The 20096-nt window shown below is 64.3% G+C and carries 20 protein-coding genes; 13 read left to right on the top strand and 7 right to left on the bottom strand.

The genetic code is table 11. The annotated features are described in order from the left end of the window. From hisG to MB901379_RS13840, 3 genes are all read left to right on the top strand, one after another. Entirely contained in the window at positions 1–855 is an 855-nt protein-coding gene (hisG, locus tag MB901379_RS13850) for an ATP phosphoribosyltransferase (protein ID WP_158017204.1), read from the top strand. 115 nt (positions 856–970) lie between these two features. Next, positions 971–1453 (top strand): glycine zipper 2TM domain-containing protein, encoded by a 483-nt coding sequence (locus MB901379_RS13845; RefSeq protein WP_158017203.1) that lies wholly within the window; start codon positions 971–973, stop codon positions 1451–1453. Further along, positions 1450–2829: an FAD-containing oxidoreductase gene (locus tag MB901379_RS13840; protein WP_158017202.1), complete on the top strand. Its 1380-nt coding sequence runs from the start codon at positions 1450–1452 to the stop codon at positions 2827–2829. The genes MB901379_RS13845 and MB901379_RS13840 overlap by 4 nt, the downstream gene beginning before the upstream one ends. On the opposite strand, the gene MB901379_RS13835 is transcribed toward MB901379_RS13840, so the two are convergent. Continuing rightward, the gene (locus tag MB901379_RS13835; RefSeq protein WP_158017201.1) at positions 2826–3635 is read right to left on the bottom strand and encodes a thioesterase family protein; all 810 of its coding nucleotides are present in this window, start codon (positions 3633–3635) and stop codon (positions 2826–2828) included. The genes MB901379_RS13840 and MB901379_RS13835 overlap by 4 nt on opposite strands. Further along, positions 3632–4510: a RecB family exonuclease gene (locus MB901379_RS13830; protein WP_158017200.1), complete on the bottom strand. Its 879-nt coding sequence runs from the start codon at positions 4508–4510 to the stop codon at positions 3632–3634. The genes MB901379_RS13835 and MB901379_RS13830 overlap by 4 nt, the downstream gene beginning before the upstream one ends. 73 nt (positions 4511–4583) lie before the next feature. Between MB901379_RS13830 and trmI the strand changes: the two genes are divergently transcribed. Further along, positions 4584–5426: a tRNA (adenine(58)-N(1))-methyltransferase TrmI gene (gene trmI / locus MB901379_RS13825; protein WP_158017199.1), complete on the top strand. Its 843-nt coding sequence runs from the start codon at positions 4584–4586 to the stop codon at positions 5424–5426. Positions 5427–5433: 7 nt separating this feature from the next. Here the strand turns inward: trmI and MB901379_RS13820 are convergent, their stop codons facing one another. Both MB901379_RS13820 and MB901379_RS13815 read right to left on the bottom strand, forming a co-directional pair. Continuing rightward, positions 5434–5736: a DUF503 domain-containing protein gene (locus tag MB901379_RS13820; protein ID WP_158017198.1), complete on the bottom strand. Its 303-nt coding sequence runs from the start codon at positions 5734–5736 to the stop codon at positions 5434–5436. Between the two features lie 6 nt (positions 5737–5742). Beyond that, a complete protein-coding gene (locus MB901379_RS13815) occupies positions 5743–6354 on the bottom strand; it encodes a hypothetical protein (protein ID WP_158017197.1) in 612 nt (203 codons plus the stop codon). Between the two features lie 271 nt (positions 6355–6625). Here MB901379_RS13815 and arc point away from each other — a divergent pair, with 271 nt between their 5' ends. Then, positions 6626–8455: a proteasome ATPase gene (arc, locus tag MB901379_RS13810; RefSeq protein ID WP_158017196.1), complete on the top strand. Its 1830-nt coding sequence runs from the start codon at positions 6626–6628 to the stop codon at positions 8453–8455. Positions 8456–8458: 3 nt separating this feature from the next. Here arc and MB901379_RS13805 read toward each other — a convergent pair whose 3' ends face one another. From MB901379_RS13805 to MB901379_RS13795, 3 genes are read right to left on the bottom strand one after another with little or no spacing between them, the layout of a single operon-like run. Next, positions 8459–9082: a hypothetical protein gene (locus MB901379_RS13805; RefSeq protein ID WP_158017195.1), complete on the bottom strand. Its 624-nt coding sequence runs from the start codon at positions 9080–9082 to the stop codon at positions 8459–8461. Positions 9083–9092: 10 nt separating this feature from the next. Further along, positions 9093–10277 (bottom strand): hypothetical protein, encoded by a 1185-nt coding sequence (locus MB901379_RS13800; RefSeq protein WP_197717804.1) that lies wholly within the window; start codon positions 10275–10277, stop codon positions 9093–9095. Positions 10278–10317: 40 nt separating this feature from the next. Next, positions 10318–11379, bottom strand: a complete 1062-nt coding sequence (locus MB901379_RS13795; RefSeq protein ID WP_232021846.1) for a DUF2314 domain-containing protein — start codon at positions 11377–11379, stop codon at positions 10318–10320. Between the two features lie 495 nt (positions 11380–11874). Here MB901379_RS13795 and dop point away from each other — a divergent pair, with 495 nt between their 5' ends. The 8 genes from dop to tatA all read left to right on the top strand — a co-directional run bounded on the left by dop (position 11875) and on the right by tatA (position 20018). Further along, positions 11875–13371 (top strand): pup deamidase/depupylase, encoded by a 1497-nt coding sequence (gene dop, locus MB901379_RS13790; RefSeq protein WP_162334381.1) that lies wholly within the window; start codon positions 11875–11877, stop codon positions 13369–13371. Between the two features lie 158 nt (positions 13372–13529). Next, positions 13530–13724 carry a ubiquitin-like protein Pup gene (locus MB901379_RS13785; RefSeq protein ID WP_158017193.1) on the top strand — a complete coding sequence of 65 codons (195 nt, stop codon included), beginning with the start codon at positions 13530–13532 and terminating at the stop codon, positions 13722–13724. After that, positions 13721–14590 carry a proteasome subunit beta gene (prcB, locus tag MB901379_RS13780; RefSeq protein ID WP_158017192.1) on the top strand — a complete coding sequence of 290 codons (870 nt, stop codon included), beginning with the start codon at positions 13721–13723 and terminating at the stop codon, positions 14588–14590. Before MB901379_RS13785 ends, prcB begins: the two co-directional genes overlap by 4 nt. Continuing rightward, positions 14587–15315: a proteasome subunit alpha gene (gene prcA / locus MB901379_RS13775; protein ID WP_158017191.1), complete on the top strand. Its 729-nt coding sequence runs from the start codon at positions 14587–14589 to the stop codon at positions 15313–15315. Before prcB ends, prcA begins: the two co-directional genes overlap by 4 nt. 979 nt (positions 15316–16294) lie before the next feature. Continuing rightward, entirely contained in the window at positions 16295–17653 is a 1359-nt protein-coding gene (gene pafA / locus MB901379_RS13765; RefSeq protein ID WP_158017190.1) for a Pup--protein ligase, read from the top strand. A gap of 17 nt (positions 17654–17670) precedes the next feature. Next, entirely contained in the window at positions 17671–18678 is a 1008-nt protein-coding gene (locus tag MB901379_RS13760; RefSeq protein WP_158017189.1) for a helix-turn-helix transcriptional regulator, read from the top strand. Further along, on the top strand, positions 18675–19643 hold the full coding sequence (locus MB901379_RS13755) for a helix-turn-helix transcriptional regulator (RefSeq protein ID WP_158017188.1): 969 nt from the start codon (positions 18675–18677) through the stop codon (positions 19641–19643). The genes MB901379_RS13760 and MB901379_RS13755 overlap by 4 nt, the downstream gene beginning before the upstream one ends. 123 nt (positions 19644–19766) lie before the next feature. Continuing rightward, entirely contained in the window at positions 19767–20018 is a 252-nt protein-coding gene (gene tatA / locus MB901379_RS13750) for a Sec-independent protein translocase subunit TatA (RefSeq protein ID WP_158017187.1), read from the top strand. Positions 20019–20096: the final 78 nt, after the last annotated feature.

Here is a 20096-nt window from a genome sequence, read left to right as displayed (position 1 = left end):
ATGTTGCGAGTGGCAGTCCCCAACAAGGGGGCCCTCAGCGAACCGGCCACCGAGATCCTCGCGGAAGCCGGCTACCGACGCCGCACCGATCCCAAAGATCTGACCGTCATCGACCCGGTGAACAATGTCGAGTTCTTTTTTCTGCGGCCCAAGGACATAGCGATTTACGTCGGTTCGGGACAGCTCGACTTCGGGATCACCGGACGCGATCTGGTGCAGGATTCCGATGCTCCGGTGCGCGAACGCTTGGCGTTGGGCTTCGGATCGTCCAGCTTCCGCTACGCCGGTCCTGCCGAACAAGATTGGACGACAGCCGATCTCGCCGGAATGCGGATCGCCACCGCCTACCCGAACCTGGTCAGAAAAGACCTGGCCGCCAAGGGTATTGAGGCGACGGTAATCAGACTTGACGGTGCCGTGGAGATCTCCGTGCAACTGGGCGTGGCCGATGCCATTGCCGATGTGGTGGGCTCCGGCCGCACATTGCGCCTGCATAATCTCGTCGCATTCGGTGCATCACTGTGTGACTCGGAGGCGGTGCTTATCGAGGGGGGCAGCCGCAACGGGGAGGGCCACAGCGAGGCCCGCGATCAACTGGTGGCCCGGGTTCAAGGCGTGGTGTTCGGCCAGCAATACCTGATGCTCGACTACGACTGCCCGCGTGCGGTGCTGGACAAGGCAACCTCGATCACGCCGGGGCTGGAGTCGCCGACCATAGCTCCGCTCGCCGACCCGAATTGGGTCGCCGTCCGGGCGCTGGTGCCGCGCCGCGATGTCAACGGCACTATGGACGAACTGGCCGCCATCGGGGCCAAAGCGATTTTGGCTTCCGACATCAGGTTCTGTCGATTCTGAGCATGTTGATAGGCCCGTTGCTGTGTTAGCGTCCCGCTAGGGACGATGTCGCTACGTTATTGGCCATCACCCCTTACCGTCGCCAGGCTGCTCGTCTGTCCCAGGAGGGATCGTTGTGACGCACTTTCTTGTTTTGCTGCTGGCTCTGCTCCTCGGTGTTGTTGCCGGATTGAGGTCGATGACCGCACCCGCGGTGGTCTCCTGGGCCGCCTTCCTCACCTGGATCAATCTTCATGGAACGTGGGCGTCGTGGATGGGCAACCTCATCACGGTCATCATCCTGTCCGTCCTGGCAATTGGGGAGCTGGTAAACGACAAGCTGCCTAAAACGCCGCCGCGCACCGCACCTCCGGTGTTTGCGGTGCGGATCATCTTGGGCGCCTTCGCTGGTGCGGTCATCGGCACGGCGTGGGGCTATCGGTGGGGAGCCCTTGGGGCCGGAATCGTCGGCGCCGTCCTGGGCACGCTGGGTGGCTATCAGGCGCGTACCAAACTAGTGGCCGCACGCGGCGGCCAGGACCTGCCCATCGCATTGCTGGAGGATTCGATCGCTGTTCTGGGTGGCTTCGCCATCGTCGCGGCCGTGGCCGCTCTGTGACGGAGCGGTTCGACGCCGTCATCGTCGGCGCCGGCCAGGCCGGGCCCCCATTGGCGGGCCGTCTGACCGCTGCGGGCCAGCGCGTCGCGATCGTGGAGCGCAAACACGTGGGCGGCACCTGCGTGAATACCGGATGCATCCCGACCAAGACGCTGGTCGCCAGTGCGCACGCTGCCCAGTTCGCCCGGCGCGGTGCCGAATACGGTGTCGGTACCGGCCCGATCAGTGTGGACATGGCCAAAGTCAAGGCGCGCAAAGACGGCATCATGCTCGCCGACCGAAAGGGCGTCGAGGACTGGCTAGCAGGCATGGACGGCTGCACCGTGTTCCGCGGGCACGCCCGTTTCGAGGATCCGCATACGTTGCGGGTCGCCGATGATCTCTTGTGGGCGGACCGGATCTTCCTCAACGTCGGTGGCCGCGCGGTGGCACCGAACATTCCCGGGCTCTCCGATGTCGACTTCCTCACCAACGTGTCCATTCTCGAACTTGACACGCTGCCAGAGCATCTCGTCATCGTTGGTGGCAGCTACATCGCACTCGAGTTTGCCCAGATGTACCGCCGATTCGGCGCGCCGGTCACCGTTGTGGAGCGGGGACCGCGGCTGGCGTCCCGCGAGGACGAGGACGTCTCGGCAGCCATCCGGCAGATCCTGGAGGCTGAGGGGATCACTATCGTTGTTGGTGCCGACGACGTGCGAATCAGTAAGCGCGACAGTGTTTCCGGGGGCTTTGAGTTGACTCCCAGTGCTGGCGCTGCCCCCATTGCAGGCAGTCACCTGCTGCTGGCGGTGGGCCGCCGACCCAATACCGACGATCTGGGGCTGGAGGCGGCCGGTGTGCAGACCGACGCGCGTGGCTACATCGTGGTTGACGACCAGTTGAAGACGAACGTCGACCATATCTGGGCGCTAGGCGATTGCAACGGCAAGGGCGCCTTCACCCATACCTCGTACAACGATTTCGAAATCGTGGCGGCCAACCTGCTCGATAACGATCCGCGCCGGGTCAGCGACCGCATTACTACCTACGCCCTTTATATCGATCCGCCGCTGGGCCGCGCTGGAATGAGTGTCGCGCAGGCCCGGGCTACCGGCCGTAGGTTGCTGGTCGGCAAGCGGCCGATGACCAGGGTCGGCAGAGCCGTGGAAAAGGGTGAGACGCAAGGCTTTATGAAAGTCGTTGTCGACGCGGACACCGACGAGATCTTGGGAGCGACGATCTTTGGCGTGGGCGGTGACGAAGTCGTTCACGCGATCCTCGACGTGATGTCCGCGAAGGCGCCCTACACCACGTTGTCGCGCACGATGCATATCCACCCGACTGTCAGCGAACTCGTTCCCACGGTGCTGCAGGAGATGTCGCCGCTGGTCTAATTGGCCGGTCCGCGCTGGATCAGGATGGTCTGGGCCGACGTTCCGATAAAGCCGGTTTTGTCGTAGACCTCCGCGGTGGTGACCCCGAGGCCGTCCGGGCCGATCGAGGCGCGCGCCCGCAGCGCGAAGTCGTTGCCAGTCGGAAGGCGATGCAAATGTAGGACCGTGTCGGTGTTCATGAATGCGATCTGATTCGGGTCCAGGACCGCCCCAACACCGTTGGCGCAATCGACCACTACGGCAAGGCGCTGCAGCGCCGTTGTGGGCTCGGCGTCGACAATGTTGGCCATCGTGCTGAACCACGACACCGCGCCGGACTCGTCCGGGGCGCGTTGGGGGCGCCAGTTAATGGCATCGAAGTACCCGCCGGCCTCGGCGAACACGGATGGCAGTGGTTCGGCCCGGCCTTCCGTCAGTGGTGGATAGCGGTCGGTGCCGATATCCGAGGTGTCGGCGGTGGCCAGCAACCAAGCTGTCACCCGCGCCACCGCTCGGGCCGGTCCACCGGGACGGTCGGCCTGCATTTCAGCGACCATCATGCAGACCCGCGAACCGGGTCGTTCCACCCAGGCGCGGGCCCGGACCGGAGCCACCGGAATCGCCCCGAGGATATCCAGGCTGAGTCGGCCGACCCGTAAACCGGACCCCGCAGACAACTCCTCGATCAGCTTGGTCAGTAGCGCCAGCGGAGGTGAGCCGTGTTGAATTTCGGGATCCCAGTTGCTGCGCGTGTAGTCGGTTGGGCTGAATGCCTGAAATTGGGGCTCGACGGCCTCGGGCAGCCGGCGGTAATAGCAACCACTCATGCCGCGGGCTCGGTGGTGCGCGGGATCGCACCGTCGCGCGGATGGTCTGGCCATCCCGGGTAAGGCGGTGGCTTGCCACCAAAGACCGGGCAGAGCTGCTGATGTGGGCACCAATCGCACAACCGCGACTGGTTGGGGCGGAAATTACCTGACTGTCCCGCGGATTGAATCGCACGCCAGATCGCCATCAGCGTCTTTTCGAAGCGAAGCAGCTCGTCACGGTCCGGCGAGTAGTCCAGCACTTGACCGTTGGCCAGGTAGATCAGCCGCAATCGCGCGGGCAACACGCCACGCGCGCGAAACAGCGCTACCCCGTAGAACTTCATTTGGAACATGGCTTTGAACTCGGCCAGGGCCCGGGCGGCCGGCGGCGCCTTGCCCGTTTTGTAGTCGACTACCCGCAACTCGCCGGTGGCGGCGACGTCGATGCGGTCAATATAGCCGCGCAACAACGTGCCGTCGGCCAGCTCAACCTCCACCCGTTGCTCACAGCATTGTGGGTCGAACTGCCTCGGATCCTCCAGCCGGTAGTAGCCCGATAACAAGGCACGGGCGTCGTCGAGCAGTTGGACTTGCTGTTCGGGTGCCAGCTCAGCGGCCAGATCAGGGTCGTCGGCGATCACCTGTTCCCAGGCGGATTGCACCAACGACCGTGCTGTATCCGGTCCGCGCTGGACCGCAGGCAGACCGTAGAGCCGCTCGAGTGTGGCGTGCACCACCGTGCCTCGCAGTTGGGCGGCCGATGGCTTCTCGGGCAGCCGGTCGATCGCCCGAAAGCGATACAGCAGGGGGCATTGTTTGAAATCCGCGGCCCGCGACGGTGACAGGGCCGGCCGGAAGTTGCCCTCGGAGGGGGGAGCCGGCTGGTCCGTCATGATCGCAGCCTAGGACGGGACGCCGACAACCCCGAACACCGATGACGGCGAGTCGGCTGGCACGCTATACGACGTGTCCGCAACCGGTTCGTTTCACGTCGGCGAACGCGTCCAGCTCACCGACGCCAAGGGCCGCCACTACACCATTACTCTCACGTCGGGCGCAGAATTTCACACCCATCGCGGCCGCATTGCCCACGACGCGATCATCGGTCGTCAGCAGGGCAGCGTCGTCAAGTCCAGCAACGGCGCCCTGTTCCTGGTGCTGCGCCCACTGCTGGTCGACTACGTGATGTCGATGCCGCGCGGGCCTCAAGTGATCTACCCCAAGGACGCCGCCCAGATCGTGCACGAAGGTGATATCTTCCCCGGCGCCCGGGTGCTCGAGGCAGGCGCCGGATCCGGAGCGCTCACCTTGCCGTTGCTGCGAGCGGTCGGGCCAGCGGGGCAGGTGATCTCCTACGAACAGCGCGCCGATCATGCCGAGCACGCGCGTCGCAACGTGACCAACTTTTGCGGCGAGGCGCCGGGCAACTGGCAACTGATCATCGGCGATGTCGCGGACTCCGAGCTGCCCGACGACTCCTTCGACCGGGCGGTACTGGACATGTTGGCCCCGTGGGAAGTGCTCGACTCGGTCTCCAGGCTGGTTGTCGCCGGCGGCGTGTTGATGATCTACGTGGCGACCGTCACCCAGTTATCGCGGGTGGTGGAGGCGGTGCGGACTCAACAGTGCTGGACCGAACCGCGATCGTGGGAGACGCTGCAACGCGGTTGGAATGTCGTCGGGCTGGCTGTGCGGCCGCAGCATTCGATGCGTGGGCATACCGCCTTCCTGGTGACCGCCCGCCGGTTGGCACCGGGAGCGGTCGCCCCGGCGCCGCTTGGTCGTAAGCGCGAAGGACGCGATGGCTAGTTGCGGGCTAGCTGGGCCAGTCGTCGCTGCGATGCAAGGACCGGCGGACGGAGAGCAATTCGAATTCGGGATGCGCAGCCACCAGGCGTTCGGCCGCGTCGAGGACATCAACGACATGATTGCGGTCACCGGATACCGTGGCCACCCCGATGCCCGCCCTTCGATGCAGATCGTGTGAGCCCGTCTCGGCGGCGGCAACGCTGAACTTGCGTCTGAGCTCCGCGACGACCGGTCGAATCACCGATCGCTTCTGTTTCAGTGATCGCACGTCGCCCAGCAACACATCGAACTCCAACCAGCCGATCCACATCGGGGCTTAGCCAGGGGGAGTCGGGGAGGCGGGTGGTTCCGGGATTGGTGCCGGATTGGGAGCAGGGACCTCGGTGGGGCTGGGCGTCGGCGTTGAGACCCGGGAATTGCCGATGGTCAGTAGCATCTCGGCGGTTTGCCGAGATAGCTGCCATCCGCCCTGGAACGGCGTGAACTCCATCGGGAAGCTGAACTCGCGGTTGTCGGGTTGGGAGGTGGTGACCACCACGGTGGCCAGCACGTTGGACGGGTTCCTGTCTGACCATGCGATGTCATTTGCGGCGAAGGTCATCGGCAGATAGCCGCCATCGCGTGCCGCCGTGGTGAACCTGTCCAACGCCGCGGCAGTCTCGGGGGTCGAGCCCTCAACCAGATCCATCTTGTCGACGCCGGGCACGGCGGGGTCGGCGAGTCGGGACAACACATCGACCAAGGCCTCGGGCGGCGGTAGGGGAGTCGTCGGCCGGGGCGCGAAAGTGCTCGATGTGACCGGAGGCACCGACGGTGCCGACGGCGCCGATCTCTTGACTGTGTCGTGGGAACACCCCGAGAGCCCCAGCGTCGCCACGATGGTGACGGCGCTGGCGGCTAGGCCGGCGAGGTTGAGGTGTCGATACATCCAGCGGCAGTCTCAGCTATCGATGACACGCGGAAGCAGCCAACGTTGAACCGGCGGCCGCAGCAGCGACGGCGGCGAGGGCCGCGACCGCTGCCACTAGGTATTTCACCATCACCTAGCTCCTTTCCGTCAGCCGGAATGGAAGCCGAGATTACCAGCGCGACCAAACTTGTAACTTTCCGAACGCATTTGGTTCCGCACATGAAGTCGCATTGGCCGGTAGCGTTGAGGTATCCGCTGCACCGTTCCTGGTGTGGGAAAGGAGCGCAACATGGCTGATTCGGAGCGTTCTGAAGCATTCGGGACACCCCGCGATACCCCCCTGTCCAGCAGCGATGCTGCCGAACTGGAACAGCTGCGGCGTGAGGCCGCGGTGCTGCGCGAGCAACTCGAAAACGCGGCCGGACAGCAGAACCCTGCGCGGGCAGCTCGCGACGTACATCAACTTGAAGCCCGTATCGACTCGCTGGCGGCCCGCAATTCCAAATTAATGGAAACTCTTAAAGAAGCCCGCCAACAGCTGCTGGCGTTGCGCGAGGAGGTTGACCGGCTAGGGCAACCGCCCAGTGGCTACGGCGTCTTGCTATCGGCCCATGAGGACGACACGGTCGACGTGTTCACTTCCGGTCGTAAGATGCGCCTGACGTGCTCACCGAACATCGACGTGTCGGCCCTTCGGAAGGGCCAGACAGTTCGGCTCAATGAAGCGTTAACCGTTGTTGAGGCCGGCACGTTTGAATCGGTCGGTGAGATTTCCACGCTGCGGGAGGTCTTGGCGGACGGTCACCGCGCTCTGGTGGTCGGCCACGCCGACGAGGAACGCATCGTCTGGCTGGCTGACCCGCTGGTCGCCGCGGACCTACCTGATGGCGTTCCGGACGACCTCAACGACGACACCAAGCCGCGCAAGCTGCGCCCCGGTGACTCGTTGTTAGTCGACACCAAGGCCGGCTATGCCTTCGAACGTATCCCGAAGGCCGAGGTCGAGGATCTGGTCCTGGAAGAGGTGCCGGACGTCAGTTACCAGGACATCGGTGGTCTGACTCGACAGATCGAGCAAATCCGGGACGCCGTGGAGCTTCCGTTCCTGCACAAGGAGCTTTACCGGGAGTACGCGCTGCGTCCGCCCAAAGGTGTGTTGCTCTACGGTCCGCCCGGCTGTGGAAAGACATTGATCGCCAAAGCCGTGGCCAACTCGCTAGCCAAGAAGATGGCTGAGGTCCGCGGCGACGACGCCCGTGAGGCCAAGTCGTACTTCCTCAACATCAAGGGCCCCGAGCTGCTGAACAAGTTCGTCGGCGAGACGGAGCGGCACATCCGGTTGATCTTCCAGCGGGCCCGCGAGAAGGCCTCGGAGGGCACGCCGGTGATCGTGTTCTTCGACGAAATGGACTCGATCTTCCGAACCCGTGGCACCGGGGTGTCCTCTGACGTGGAGACGACCGTGGTTCCGCAGCTGCTCAGTGAGATCGACGGGGTGGAAGGGCTTGAGAATGTGATCGTGATCGGAGCGTCCAACCGCGAGGACATGATCGATCCCGCGATCCTGCGGCCCGGCCGCCTCGACGTGAAGATCAAGATCGAGCGGCCGGACGCCGAGGCGGCGCAGGACATCTACTCGAAGTATCTGACCGAGACGTTGCCGGTGCACGCCGACGACCTCGCCGAGTTCGACGGTGACCGTTCGGCCTGCATCAAGGCGATGATCGAGAAGGTGGTCGATCGGATGTACGCCGAGATCGACGACAATCGCTTCTTGGAGGTCACCTACGCCAACGGCGACAAGGAGGTCATGTACTTCAAGGACTTCAACTCCGGGGCGATGATTCAAAACGTTGTCGACCGAGCTAAGAAAAACGCGATCAAGTCCGTGTTGGAGACGGGACAACCCGGTCTGCGGATCCAGCACCTGCTCGACTCGATCGTCGATGAGTTCGCCGAGAACGAGGACTTGCCCAATACCACTAACCCCGACGACTGGGCGCGGATTTCGGGCAAGAAGGGTGAGCGGATCGTCTATATCCGTACCCTGGTCACCGGCAAGTCCTCGAGCGCCAGCCGGGCTATCGATACCGAATCGAACCTCGGCCAGTACCTCTAACGGTCAGTCGAACTCCAGCGAATAGCTGTTGGTCAGGTCGTCTTGGGTGACCTGAGCGGGGCGGGTAGTGGTATCGACCCGAAGTGTCTCGGTGAGCACCCGAGGTTGGTATGACCACCCGTCGGGCAGGTTGAGCCGGGCGGCCAAGCCCGGCAGGTCCGCGCGTGACAGGTTGGGATCTACGACCTGGCTCCACGTTTGCATCACCCAGCGTTGACCCGCTGGGTCGATGAGTTCGTAGATCTCCTCACCCGCGTCGAAGACGAAGACGGTGTGGCGGCTCACCGCATTGACGGTGTAGGGCGCAGGGTTCATCGACGACATCTGCACGGTGGCCTGCTTGAGCATGTCGATGCCGCCGAAGGTCTTGGTCACCTGCGGGCCTTGGGGCGCCTTCTCGATGCTGTTCATCAGCCAGTACCGCGGACCGTTGAGCAACGCCGCGGCCACGCCGTTTTCGGCGGCGAGAGCCTGCGGGTCCAGGGCCTGCCATAGTGCGGCCGGGCAATCATTGAGCGGAAAGCTGTTGTAGACGGTGGCCTGCGGACCCGATTCGCCCACTTCGACGAGAAGCACTTCGCCATAGCGCTTGCCGGATAGGTCGGTTGCTTGCTCAGCTTCGGACACCCGCGTGAAATTAATCACTGCCGGGGCTTGCGTCAACAGTCTGGCCAGCGACGTTGTAGCGGTAGCGATCGCGTGCGATCAAGGTGACGTGCAGATCGTCGATTAGCGGGTCGACGAACGTCGCCCGGTACTCGGCGTCGCCCACGGCGCGGGCACTGATGTACATGAAGGTCAGCGCGCCGAGGAAAAGACACAGATGTATGAGCGAATCGGGCACCGGAACGGTCAGGTCCAGCACGGTGGTGCTGCCCGATGCATTGTGGCTCCATTCCTTCAGCAGCGCTGGACTGAGCACGATCAGCCCGAGCGTCACATAAATTGCCGCGGTCAGGATGGCCACCACCATGATCTGCACCAGCTGGTGAGCGGCCAGCACGAAGACCACGTTGACGCGCTCGGCCCAAGTCAATGGGCGGGATTCCGGCGGATCCGACATCGCCGCAAACGGAGTGTCGGCCAGTTCCTGGCAATCCTTGGCCAGCACGGCGGGTGATTGCAGAATCGGACCAACCCGCTCTTGGGTGGCCGACACGACAAAAGCGCTGGCGATGCCGAACAGAAAAACCATGGCCAGGCCCAGGCGCTCTGCGCTGATCGTCGAGGCCATGAGCCAGATGTTGCTGTTGAAGAACACCAATGTGGTCAGTAGGACGACCGGCAGGGCGCGCACCGCCAAAGCGCCGATCGTCGCCAGGTGTGACAGGGTCATGCGCGCCGACCAGCCAACAACCGACCCGACACCCGTCCCGGTCAGCAGCAGCACCACGACCGCAAAGACGGCCGCGTCTGGCATCTGAGTCACCGAGGTTTCGACCACCAGGACGATCGCCACGACGCTGACCGCAACGGTCGCCGCAAGCGAGCGCTTGCGGCTGTCGGAAAGCCTGGACACCAGCCAACCGACAAACGTGATCAGCACCGGAGCAATAGCCACCAGCGCCAGCAGCATCCACTCTCGCGGCGTGGGCTGTCCATCAATGACAACTTCGTCGCCGTGGGTGATCAGCAGAATCGGCAGCGTCCAGCAATGCAACGTTGCGTACGCCGCCAGCACGGGTGCCGATCGCGGCCAAAGCCGCCGCCAGCGGGCCCGGGTGGTCAGCACGGCGGGCAAGCCCCGCGCCAAGAACCAGCTTTCGGCCGCGGCGCTCGACGATTCTCGGCGCGCCGGTGAGCGGTGGAAGGAAGGGTTCATGCCGGCTCAACCCTAACGGCGGCCAACCGTTGCTGCCGTGCTAGTTCAGCGTGCTCCTGACGAGCTTTTCGGTTTCGTTTCCTGAGATGGTGCCGTCACGGCGTTGGTGCTTGTAGTCAAAGACCGTGGATTGCTCGACGACAACCATCTGCCCGGCGCGCAGACCTGGGATGTTGAACGGTTCGTTGACGAGTAGTCCCGTGATCTCGTCGCCATTCCACGAAACCACGTCCACCCACATGTATTCCCGGATGCTGTTTGGGCCCTCAAAAGGGGCCTTGACCTGCATAAGCTCGCCAGGCGGTAGCCCTTGATGGAACAACGCGCGCAGCGCGGGCAGCTTTGCTCGCGCGCGTCGGCTGGCCGCTTCCACCGCGTCGTCATGCGTCGCAGGAACGATCGACGGTTCGGATTCGAACGCGGCGGCGAGAATCGCGCGCCGGCGGGCGTGAGCATCGTGGCCCGGTCCCCGGTCGAACGTAATCTCGAGTAGCCGGTTTAGCGGATCCCCGTCGTGGTGCCTGCCAATTTTCACCGTGAGCGGTGCGGCCCCTGTCGCGTTGGGCTTAAAGCGCCGGTAGTCCAGGTCGAATTCCCCGGGATGTTGGACCATGGGCCGCTCGGCGATGGCCTGGCAGAACACATTCACCAGGTGGCCGACATTGCTGCAGGCCGACCGCGGGACGTCGTTGACGACGACGTCGGGGAGCCCAAATTTCGCCATCCCCAGCGTGATGACTCGCATCTTGCCGTCGATCTCGTAGGCATGAATGATTGTGTGGTCGTTGATATCTGGTGTCCGTCCGGTCCATCGATCGACTCTGAGTTCGTTCCAGGCGGCCGGTGTGAACATCTCTCGAGTTTCGGCGTCCCAGATCAGGCCGCCGGTGGCGGCCGCGAGATCACCGGTCAGCTGCTGCATGGCGCGAAGGGGGCCCCAACCGTGCTCGATCGGGCAGCTGAAGTTGAGGATGAACGCGGTCTGGGTGCCCTGCAGCGCGATCGCTTGTTGCGGGCTCACTCCGTGGTTGAAGAGTCCGACAAACTCCGGGTCCGGCGGAGGATAGTTGCGATGCGGATCGACGGTAACCGAGGCGCTCACCGTGGGCTCTGTCTCGTCTCCGTGTAGAGCATCCGCCTGGCGAAAGCCGTTGAATGTGTTCGTCAGCAGGCCATTCACGGTGTCGAATGGGTCGCCAGACGGCAGCGGCAGGTAATAGATTGCGAATGTGCAGGCAATTCCACCGTCCTGCAGAGACCCGGCCGGAATTAGCTCAGTGGGAGCCTTTCCCTGCTGAAGACAGTCTGGACTCACCGCTGATCGCCCCGGGTGGTCGCGGAATAGCGACGGGGGTGCGCGATCGGAAACAACAACGGCTGCAATGCGTTTGACGTCAACGTAGATTCTCCGAGGGGCTCGATGCGTTGGGCAGGAGCGACCGTACCAACCTGGGACGGCCAGCGCCAGTAGCCGTGCGGGCACGTAGCTACACGGATATCGGCCGACCGCTGTGCCCGCGCGCCTTGTCGGCCGGGCGCCGGCCTTCTCAGCGGCCCGATGGGTGGGCCGCTGTGGTGGCGGGCCTAGGCTCTAGGCATGCAGCGGATTATCGGAACGGAGGTCGAGTACGGCATTTCCTCGCCGTCGGACCCGACCGCCAACCCGATCCTCACTTCGACGCAGGCTGTGCTGGCCTATGCGGCAGCCGCCGGTATTCAGCGAGCTAAACGCACCCGCTGGGATTACGAGGTGGAATCGCCGCTGCGGGACGCCCGGGGCTTTGATCTGAGCCGCTCGACTGGCCCGCCTCCGGTGGTAGACGCTGACGAGGTTGGCGCCGCCAACATGATCTTGACCAACGGTGCGCGGCTCTACGTCGACCACGCACACCCGGAATACTCCGCGCCTGAATGCACCGACCCGCTCGACGCGGTGATTTGGGACAAAGCCGGTGAACGAGTGATGGAGGCCGCCGCCCGGCATGTCGCTAGTGTGCCCGGAGCCCTGAAGCTGCAGTTGTACAAGAACAATGTCGACGGCAAAGGCGCCTCCTACGGGTCGCACGAGAACTACCTCATGAGCCGGCAGACGCCGTTCTCGGCCATCATCGCCGGTCTAACTCCGTTTCTGGTGTCCCGGCAGGTGGTCACCGGCTCGGGCCGAGTCGGCATCGGCCCATCCGGCGACGATCCCGGCTTCCAGCTATCCCAGCGTTCGGATTACATCGAGGTTGAGGTAGGGCTGGAGACCACCCTGAAGCGCGGCATTATCAACACTCGGGACGAACCGCACGCCGACGCCGATAGGTACCGCCGGCTGCACGTCATCATTGGCGATGCGAATCTGGCCGAGACGTCGACCTATCTGAAGCTGGGCACCACCGCGCTGGTGCTCGACCTGATCGAAGACGGCATCGACCTCACCGACCTGGCGTTGGCCCGGCCGGTGCACGCGGTCCACGCCATCAGCCGCGATCCGTCGTTGCGGGCTACGGTCGCTCTGGCCGACGGCCGAGAGTTGACTGGTCTTGCGCTGCAACGGATTTACCTCGATCGGGTGGCCAAGCTGGTCGATAGCCGTGACCCAGATCCACGGGCATCCCACCTGGTGGAAACCTGGGCGCACGTGCTCGACCAGCTCGAGCGCGACCCGATGGAATGCGCCGAACTGCTGGATTGGCCTGCCAAGTTGCGCCTACTCGAAGGTTTCCGGCACCGGGAAAACTTGAGTTGGTCGGCGCCGCGATTGCACCTAGTCGACTTGCAATATTCCGATGTCCGATTGGACAAGGGCCTGTACAACCGCCTGGTGGCGCGCGGGTCGATGAAGCGACTGGTCAACGAGCATCAGGTGTTGGATGCTGTGGATAACCCGCCGACCGACACCCGCGCGTATTTCCGCGGCGAGTGCCTGCGGCGATTTGGGGCCGACATCGCCGCGGCCAGCTGGGACTCCGTCATTTTTGACCTGGGCGGTGACTCCCTGGTCCGAATCCCGACGCTCGAGCCCCTCCGCGGGAGCAAGGCGCACGTCGGGGCGCTGCTGGATTCGGTGGATAGCGCGGTCGAATTGGTGGAACAACTCACCAGCTAAGAACCGTTGCATCGGTATCGGCGTGGTCGGCGACCGCGGAGGGGAGCGCCACAATCGGGGCTTCAGCCGGGGAACGGCGGGGCTGACCGGTAGTGTTAGAGAAAGACCGGCGGGTCGTGTTGCACGTGCCCGCGGCCAGGACAACGCAGGAGGCGGCGATGGCTCAGGAGCAGACCAAACGTGGCGGTGGCGGCGGCGATGAAGACGATGTCACCGGCACCACGGCCGCGGGCCAGGAACGCCGCGAGAAGTTAGCCCAGGACACCGACGATTTGCTCGACGAGATCGACGACGTCCTAGAGGAGAACGCCGAGGACTTCGTTCGCGCGTACGTCCAAAAGGGCGGACAGTGACCTGGCCGTTGCCCGATCGACTGTCAACTAGTTCGGCACTAACCGGATCCGCTGTAGACCTATCATCGTTCGCTGATTTCCTCCGGCGTCAGGCGCCGGACCTACTGCCGGCGAACCTCAAGAGCGGTGCCGGCGCCGTCGGCGAGCAGCTACCGCATAGCACCACCATCGTTGCCCTCAAGTACCCCGGTGGTGTCGTCATCGCTGGAGACCGGCGTTCGACGCAAGGCAACATGATCGCCGGGCGTGATGTGCGCAAGGTCTACATCACCGACGACTACACGGCGACTGGCATCGCCGGGACTGCGGCGATCGCCGTCGAATTCGCCCGGCTCTATGCCGTAGAGCTCGAGCATTATGAGAAGCTCGAAGGAGTGCCGCTGACGTTTGCCGGCAAGGTCAACAGGCTGGCGATCATGGTGCGCGGGAATCTGGCCGCCGCGATGCAGGGACTGGTGGCACTGCCGCTGCTGGCCGGCTACGACATCCATGCCCCCGATCCGGAGTCTGCGGGGCGGATCGTTTCGTTCGACGCGGCCGGCGGCTGGAATATCGAGGAGGAGGGCTACCAGGCGGTGGGCTCGGGGTCGATCTTCGCGAGATCATCGATGAAGAAGCTGTATTCACAGGTCACCGATGCTGATTCGGCGTTGCGGGTGACCGTCGAGGCACTCTACGACGCCGCCGATGACGATTCGGCCACTGGCGGACCGGATCTGGTCCGCGGAATCTATCCCACGGCGGTCGCCATCGACGCCGGCGGGGCAACAGACGTCCCGGAAAGCCGCATCGCCGAACTGGCCCGCGAAGTCATCGGAAGTCGTTCGCGCTCCGACACTTTCGGACCTGACGGTGGTGAAAAGTGAGTTTTCCATACTTCATCTCGCCCGAGCAGGCGATGCGCGAGCGCAGCGAACTCGCTCGCAAGGGCATCGCGCGGGGCAAGAGCGTGGTGGCGCTGGCGTATTCCGGCGGTGTGCTGTTCGTCGCGGAGAATCCGTCGCGTTCGCTGCAGAAAATCAGCGAACTCTACGATCGGGTGGGTTTCGCTGCGGCCGGCAAATTCAACGAATTCGACAACCTGCGTCGCGGCGGGATCCAGTTCGCCGACACTCGCGGTTATGCCTATGACCGTCGCGACGTTACGGGACGGCAGCTAGCCAACGTCTACGCGCAGACACTAGGCACCATCTTCACCGAGCAGGCCAAACCCTACGAGGTCGAGTTGTGTGTTGCCGAGGTCGCGCACTACGGCGAGACGAAAGCACCCGAGCTCTACCGGATCACCTACGACGGATCGATCGCCGACGAGCCGCATTTCGTGGTGATGGGCGGTACCACAGAGCCGATTACTAACGCGCTCAAGGAGTCCTACACTGAAAACGCCGACCTGACCGACGCATTGCGGATCGCGGTGGAGTCGCTACGTGCCGGCGCCGACACATCGGCCAACGGTCAGTCGTCGCTCGGGGTGGGCAGCCTCGAGGTCGCCATTCTCGAGGCCAGCCGGCCGCGGCGGGCGTTTCGGCGGATCGCCAGCGCCGCCTTGCAAGAGCTGTTACCGAAACCTCAGGAGCCGGAAGCAGACTGACCTCATCTGCAGCCCTAAGTCGCCTCAGAATGGCGGTGGCCTGTTGCGTTCAGTCACATACGCATCGTTGAGGGTGCGTTCACCTGCGACGCGGTGGGCGAGATCGGCAGCCTTGGTCCGGCGTCGCCGTAGCATCGGCAGGTCGCGAGCGCTGGCAGTGACTACTGCTATGGGAGTTCGCGGTAGGTCGGCGGTCGTGGTGTGCCAGGTAGGGAAAAAGATGCGGCTGCCGGGATGCGTCGGATAGGTGCGGCCGTTGGGCGCGGTCCAAATCACTGTGCCGTCCGGTAACTGCTGGTCGCGCCAGCCCGTCCAAAAGGTCTTGAGAAGATGGTGCTTTCTACATTCGCACTTAAGATTCGACGAGTGTGGGGGCGCGAACGGGTACCGCACCGCATACGCTGTGCGATCGTGCGCGGGTCGCCCTCGCGGGGTAGCCGCTTCATACGCAGGCTCGAGTGCATCTGTCCGGAAGCCTTGCCGTGGCTGATGCCTAGGGCGGCAGCCACCTTGACGGCGGCGGAATCCACGGGTCGCAGACCCACCACGCCCGTTCATCCTCAGATGTCCGGCGGTCGGTGAGTTCGGCGATCGCCGATAGGTGCCGGGCGCGTGCTGCCGCCTCGGCACGCGCAGTCTTCGACCGCGGCGACCAGTGCGGCGTCCTCTGCGCTACGCCGCTCCGCGGGGTCCGACAGCGAGAGACTCGAACGCATGTGCGAGTCTGGTCGGGGTGCTGACGCGGTCACTGTTTGTGCTGCCGCGTGGCATTGCCGTTCGCCTGTGGTGGACTCGAAGACGCTGGGCTTTCCGTCCAGCGCCGCGACCGACAAGCGCCATCGCTCCTTGGTCGGGGGTGAAACCACGTCCGCGATTCCGGTGGTTCCGCATTTGCCAACGTGAAGCGACTGGGAGCACGTTGCCGCCAATGGGCGCGGCTGCGCACCGCCGCGCTGACACAACCAGTACCCTCGATTAGGTGCAGCGACGAATCATGGGCATCGAGACCGAATTCGGTGTCACCTGCACCTTCCATGGCCATCGCCGGCTAAGTCCCGATGAGGTGGCCCGCTACCTGTTTCGGCGGGTGGTGTCCTGGGGGCGCAGCTCCAACGTTTTCTTGCGCAACGGCGCGCGCCTCTACCTCGACGTGGGTAGTCATCCGGAATATGCCACCGCCGAATGCGACAGCCTGGTGCAGCTGGTCACTCACGACCGGGCCGGCGAGTGGGTGCTCGAAGACCTGCTTGTCGACGCCGAGCAGCGGCTTGCCGACGAAGGCATCGGTGGGGACATCTATCTGTTCAAGAACAACACCGACTCTGCGGGCAACTCCTATGGCTGCCACGAGAACTATCTGATCGTGCGAGCCGGTGAGTTTTCCCGGATCTCCGACGTCTTGCTGCCCTTCCTCGTCACCCGCCAGCTGATCTGCGGCGCCGGGAAGGTGCTGCAGACGCCCAAGGCTGCGACGTTCTGTCTGTCCCAACGCGCCGAGCACATCTGGGAGGGCGTCTCGAGCGCGACTACCCGCAGTCGGCCGATCATCAACACTCGCGACGAGCCGCACGCCGACGCGGAGAAGTACCGTCGGCTGCACGTCATCGTCGGTGACTCCAACATGTGCGAGACCACCACGATGCTCAAGGTCGGCACGGCGGCGTTGGTGTTGGAGATGATCGAGGCAGGGGTGGCTTTCCGCGATTTCTCGCTGGACAACCCCATTCGGGCGATCCGCGAGGTGAGCCACGACGTCACCGGCCGTCGCCCGGTGCGGCTGGCCGGCGGGCGTCAGGCCAGCGCGCTGGATATCCAGCGCGAGTACTACGGCCGCGCCGTCGAACATTTGCAGACCCGCGAGCCAAATGCCCAAGTCGAGCAGGTCGTTGATCTGTGGGGGCGTCAGCTCGATGCGGTGGAGAGCCAGGATTTCGCCAAGGTGGACACCGAGATCGACTGGGTGATCAAGCGAAAGTTGTTCCAGCGGTATCAGGATCGCTACAACATGGAGCTCTCGGACGCCAAGATTGCCCAGCTGGACCTTGCCTACCACGACATCAAGCGTGGGCGAGGTGTCTTCGATCTGCTGCAACGCAAGGGCTTGGCGTCTCGGGTGACTACCGACGAAGAAATCGCTGACGCCGTCGACCATCCGCCGCAGACCACGCGAGCCAGGCTGCGCGGAGAATTCATCAGCGCCGCGCAGGCCGCGGGCCGTGACTTCACCGTCGACTGGGTGCACCTCAAGCTCAATGACCAGGCGCAGCGCACGGTGTTGTGCAAGGACCCCTTCCGCGCGGTCGATGAGCGGGTCAAGCGGCTGATCGCGAGCATGTAGCCCTTAATCTGACGCACATGGCCACTTCGAAAGTCGAACGGCTGGTGAATCTCGTCATCGCCCTGCTGTCCACGCGCGGCTACATCACCGCCGAGAAAATCAGATCCAGTGTCGCCGGTTATTCCGACAGCCCTAGCGCTGAGGCGTTCTCCCGGATGTTCGAGCGGGACAAGAACGAACTGCGCGATCTGGGCATCCCGCTCGAGGTCGGCCGGGTGTCGAACCTGGACCCGAGCGAGGGCTATCGCATCAACCGCGACGCGTACGCGTTGCCCCCGGTCAAGCTGACTCCCGAGGAAGCCGCGGCGGTCGCGGTTGCCACCCAGCTGTGGGAGTCGCCCGAGCTGATCACCGCGACCCAGGGCGCGCTACTCAAGCTGCGGGCCGCCGGGGTCGACGTTGATCCAGAGGCGCGGGTGGCATTCGCCTCGCCGAGCGGCATGCCCGGTCTGCGTGGATCCGAGGAAGCGCTCGGAATCCTTTTGTCGGCCATCGATTCCCGGCAGGCGGTCCGGTTCCCGCATCGGTCGGCACGTAACGCGCCCTACATCGTCCGCACGGTTGAACCTTGGGGGGTGGTTACCGAGAAGGGCCGCTGGTACCTGGTCGGCCACGACCGCGACCGGGACGCTACCCGCACCTTCCGGTTATCGCGGATCGGCGACAACATCGAACCGATCGGCCCCACCGGCGCGGTAACCGTGCCCGACGGAGTGGACCTGAGGGAGATCGTGGCCCGGACGGTCAGCGAGTCATCGACCGGTGTGCAGGCCAAGGTATGGGTCGCCGACGGGCGGGCGACCGCGCTGCGTCGCGCCGGAAGGTCTCTGGGGCCGCGGCAGTTGGCTGGCCGCGACGGCGAAGTGATCGAACTCGATATCGGGTCGAGTGATCGACTGGTACGCGACATCACCGGGTACGGGGCTGACGCGATTGTGTTGGAGCCGCCATCTCTGCGGGACGATGTGTTGGCCCGACTGCGCACACAGGCCGATGTTGGTGGTGGGGGAGCGCGTCGCCAATGACCCCCGTTTCGACCAGGTTGGTTCGGCTGCTCAACATGGTGCCGTATTTCCAGGCCAACCCCAGGATCACCCGGGTAGCGGCGGCCGCCGAGCTTGGTGTGTCGGCCAAGCAACTGGAGGAGGACCTCAACCAGCTTTGGATGTGCGGCCTTCCCGGGTACTACCCGGGCGATCTGATCGACTTCCAGTTTTCCGGCGACACCATCGAGGTGACGTTTTCGGCGGGCATCGACCAGCCGTTGAAACTCACCTCACCGGAGGCCACCGGATTGCTGGTGGCGTTGCGCGCGCTGGCGGATATTCCAGGTGTGGTCGATCCGCAGGCGGCACGCAGCGCGATCGCGAAGATCACCGCGGCCGCCGGCGCGGCCGGGCATCACAGCGCGCCGTCCTCCGTCGATGAACCGGCCCCGGTGGAAAGCCGGGCTGCGGCCGTGGTCCGCTCGGCCGTTCACGACAAACGGGCGCTGACCCTTGACTACTACGCCGCATCGCACGACACGCTCACCACCCGGACCGTGGATCCCATCCGGGTGTTGTTGATCGGCGGGCACAGCTACCTGGAGGCCTGGTCACGCGAGGCCGAAGGGGTTCGACTGTTTCGTTTCGACCGCATTGTCGACGCCGTCGAGCTCGGCGAAGCCGCCAAGCCGCCGGAGCCGGCGCTGCAGGCGCCACCAGACACCTCTCTGTTCGACGGCGATCCGTCACTGCCGTCGGCAACCCTGCGGGTGGCGCCCGCGGCAGGGTGGATATGCGAGTACTACCCGATCCGCGATGTGCATGAGTTGCCCGACGGTTCTTGCGAGGTAACCATGACCTACGCATCGCAGGATTGGATGACGCGCCTAATGCTGGGGTTCGGGTCAGCTGTTGAAGTGCTGGAGCCTGAATCACTCGCCCATCGTGTGCGGGCGGCCGCGATGGCCGGCTTGGCCGCCTACCAGGCCGCTGAACTGGCCTGACACCAAGTCGAGCGCTGGCCAGAAGCTACCAGCGGTACGGCGCGCCCCGCGGCTAGCCTCCGCTTGGCCGGGAGAGCCGCCGTTGCTGCGGTAGCATCGGGTTGACGTCTGGAGGTAATCAAAGTGGGCAGTCTTAGTCCGTGGCACTGGGCGATCCTCGCTGTCGTGGTGATCGTGCTGTTCGGTGCCAAGAAGCTCCCTGATGCGGCACGCTCGTTGGGTAAGTCGATGCGCATCTTTAAGTCCGAGGTCCGTGAGCTGCAGAACGAGAGCAAAACCGAAGCGTCTATTGAGAACCCCAAGCCGGTGCCATCACAGCGTGTCGACCCCGGAGCATCAGCGGATCCGGGTCACACCGAGGCACGGCCCGCTTAACCCGGCATCACCGTCTCGGTGCCGGAACGTCACTAATACACCGTGGTGAACGGTTCACGGGCCTCAGCGCGCGCCGGC

It is taken from the genome of Mycobacterium basiliense (assembly GCF_900292015.1).
Lineage (GTDB): Bacteria > Actinomycetota > Actinomycetes > Mycobacteriales > Mycobacteriaceae > Mycobacterium > Mycobacterium basiliense.
The sequence above is the reverse complement of the archived record's forward strand: the minus strand, read 5'-3'. Positions and strand labels throughout refer to the sequence as shown.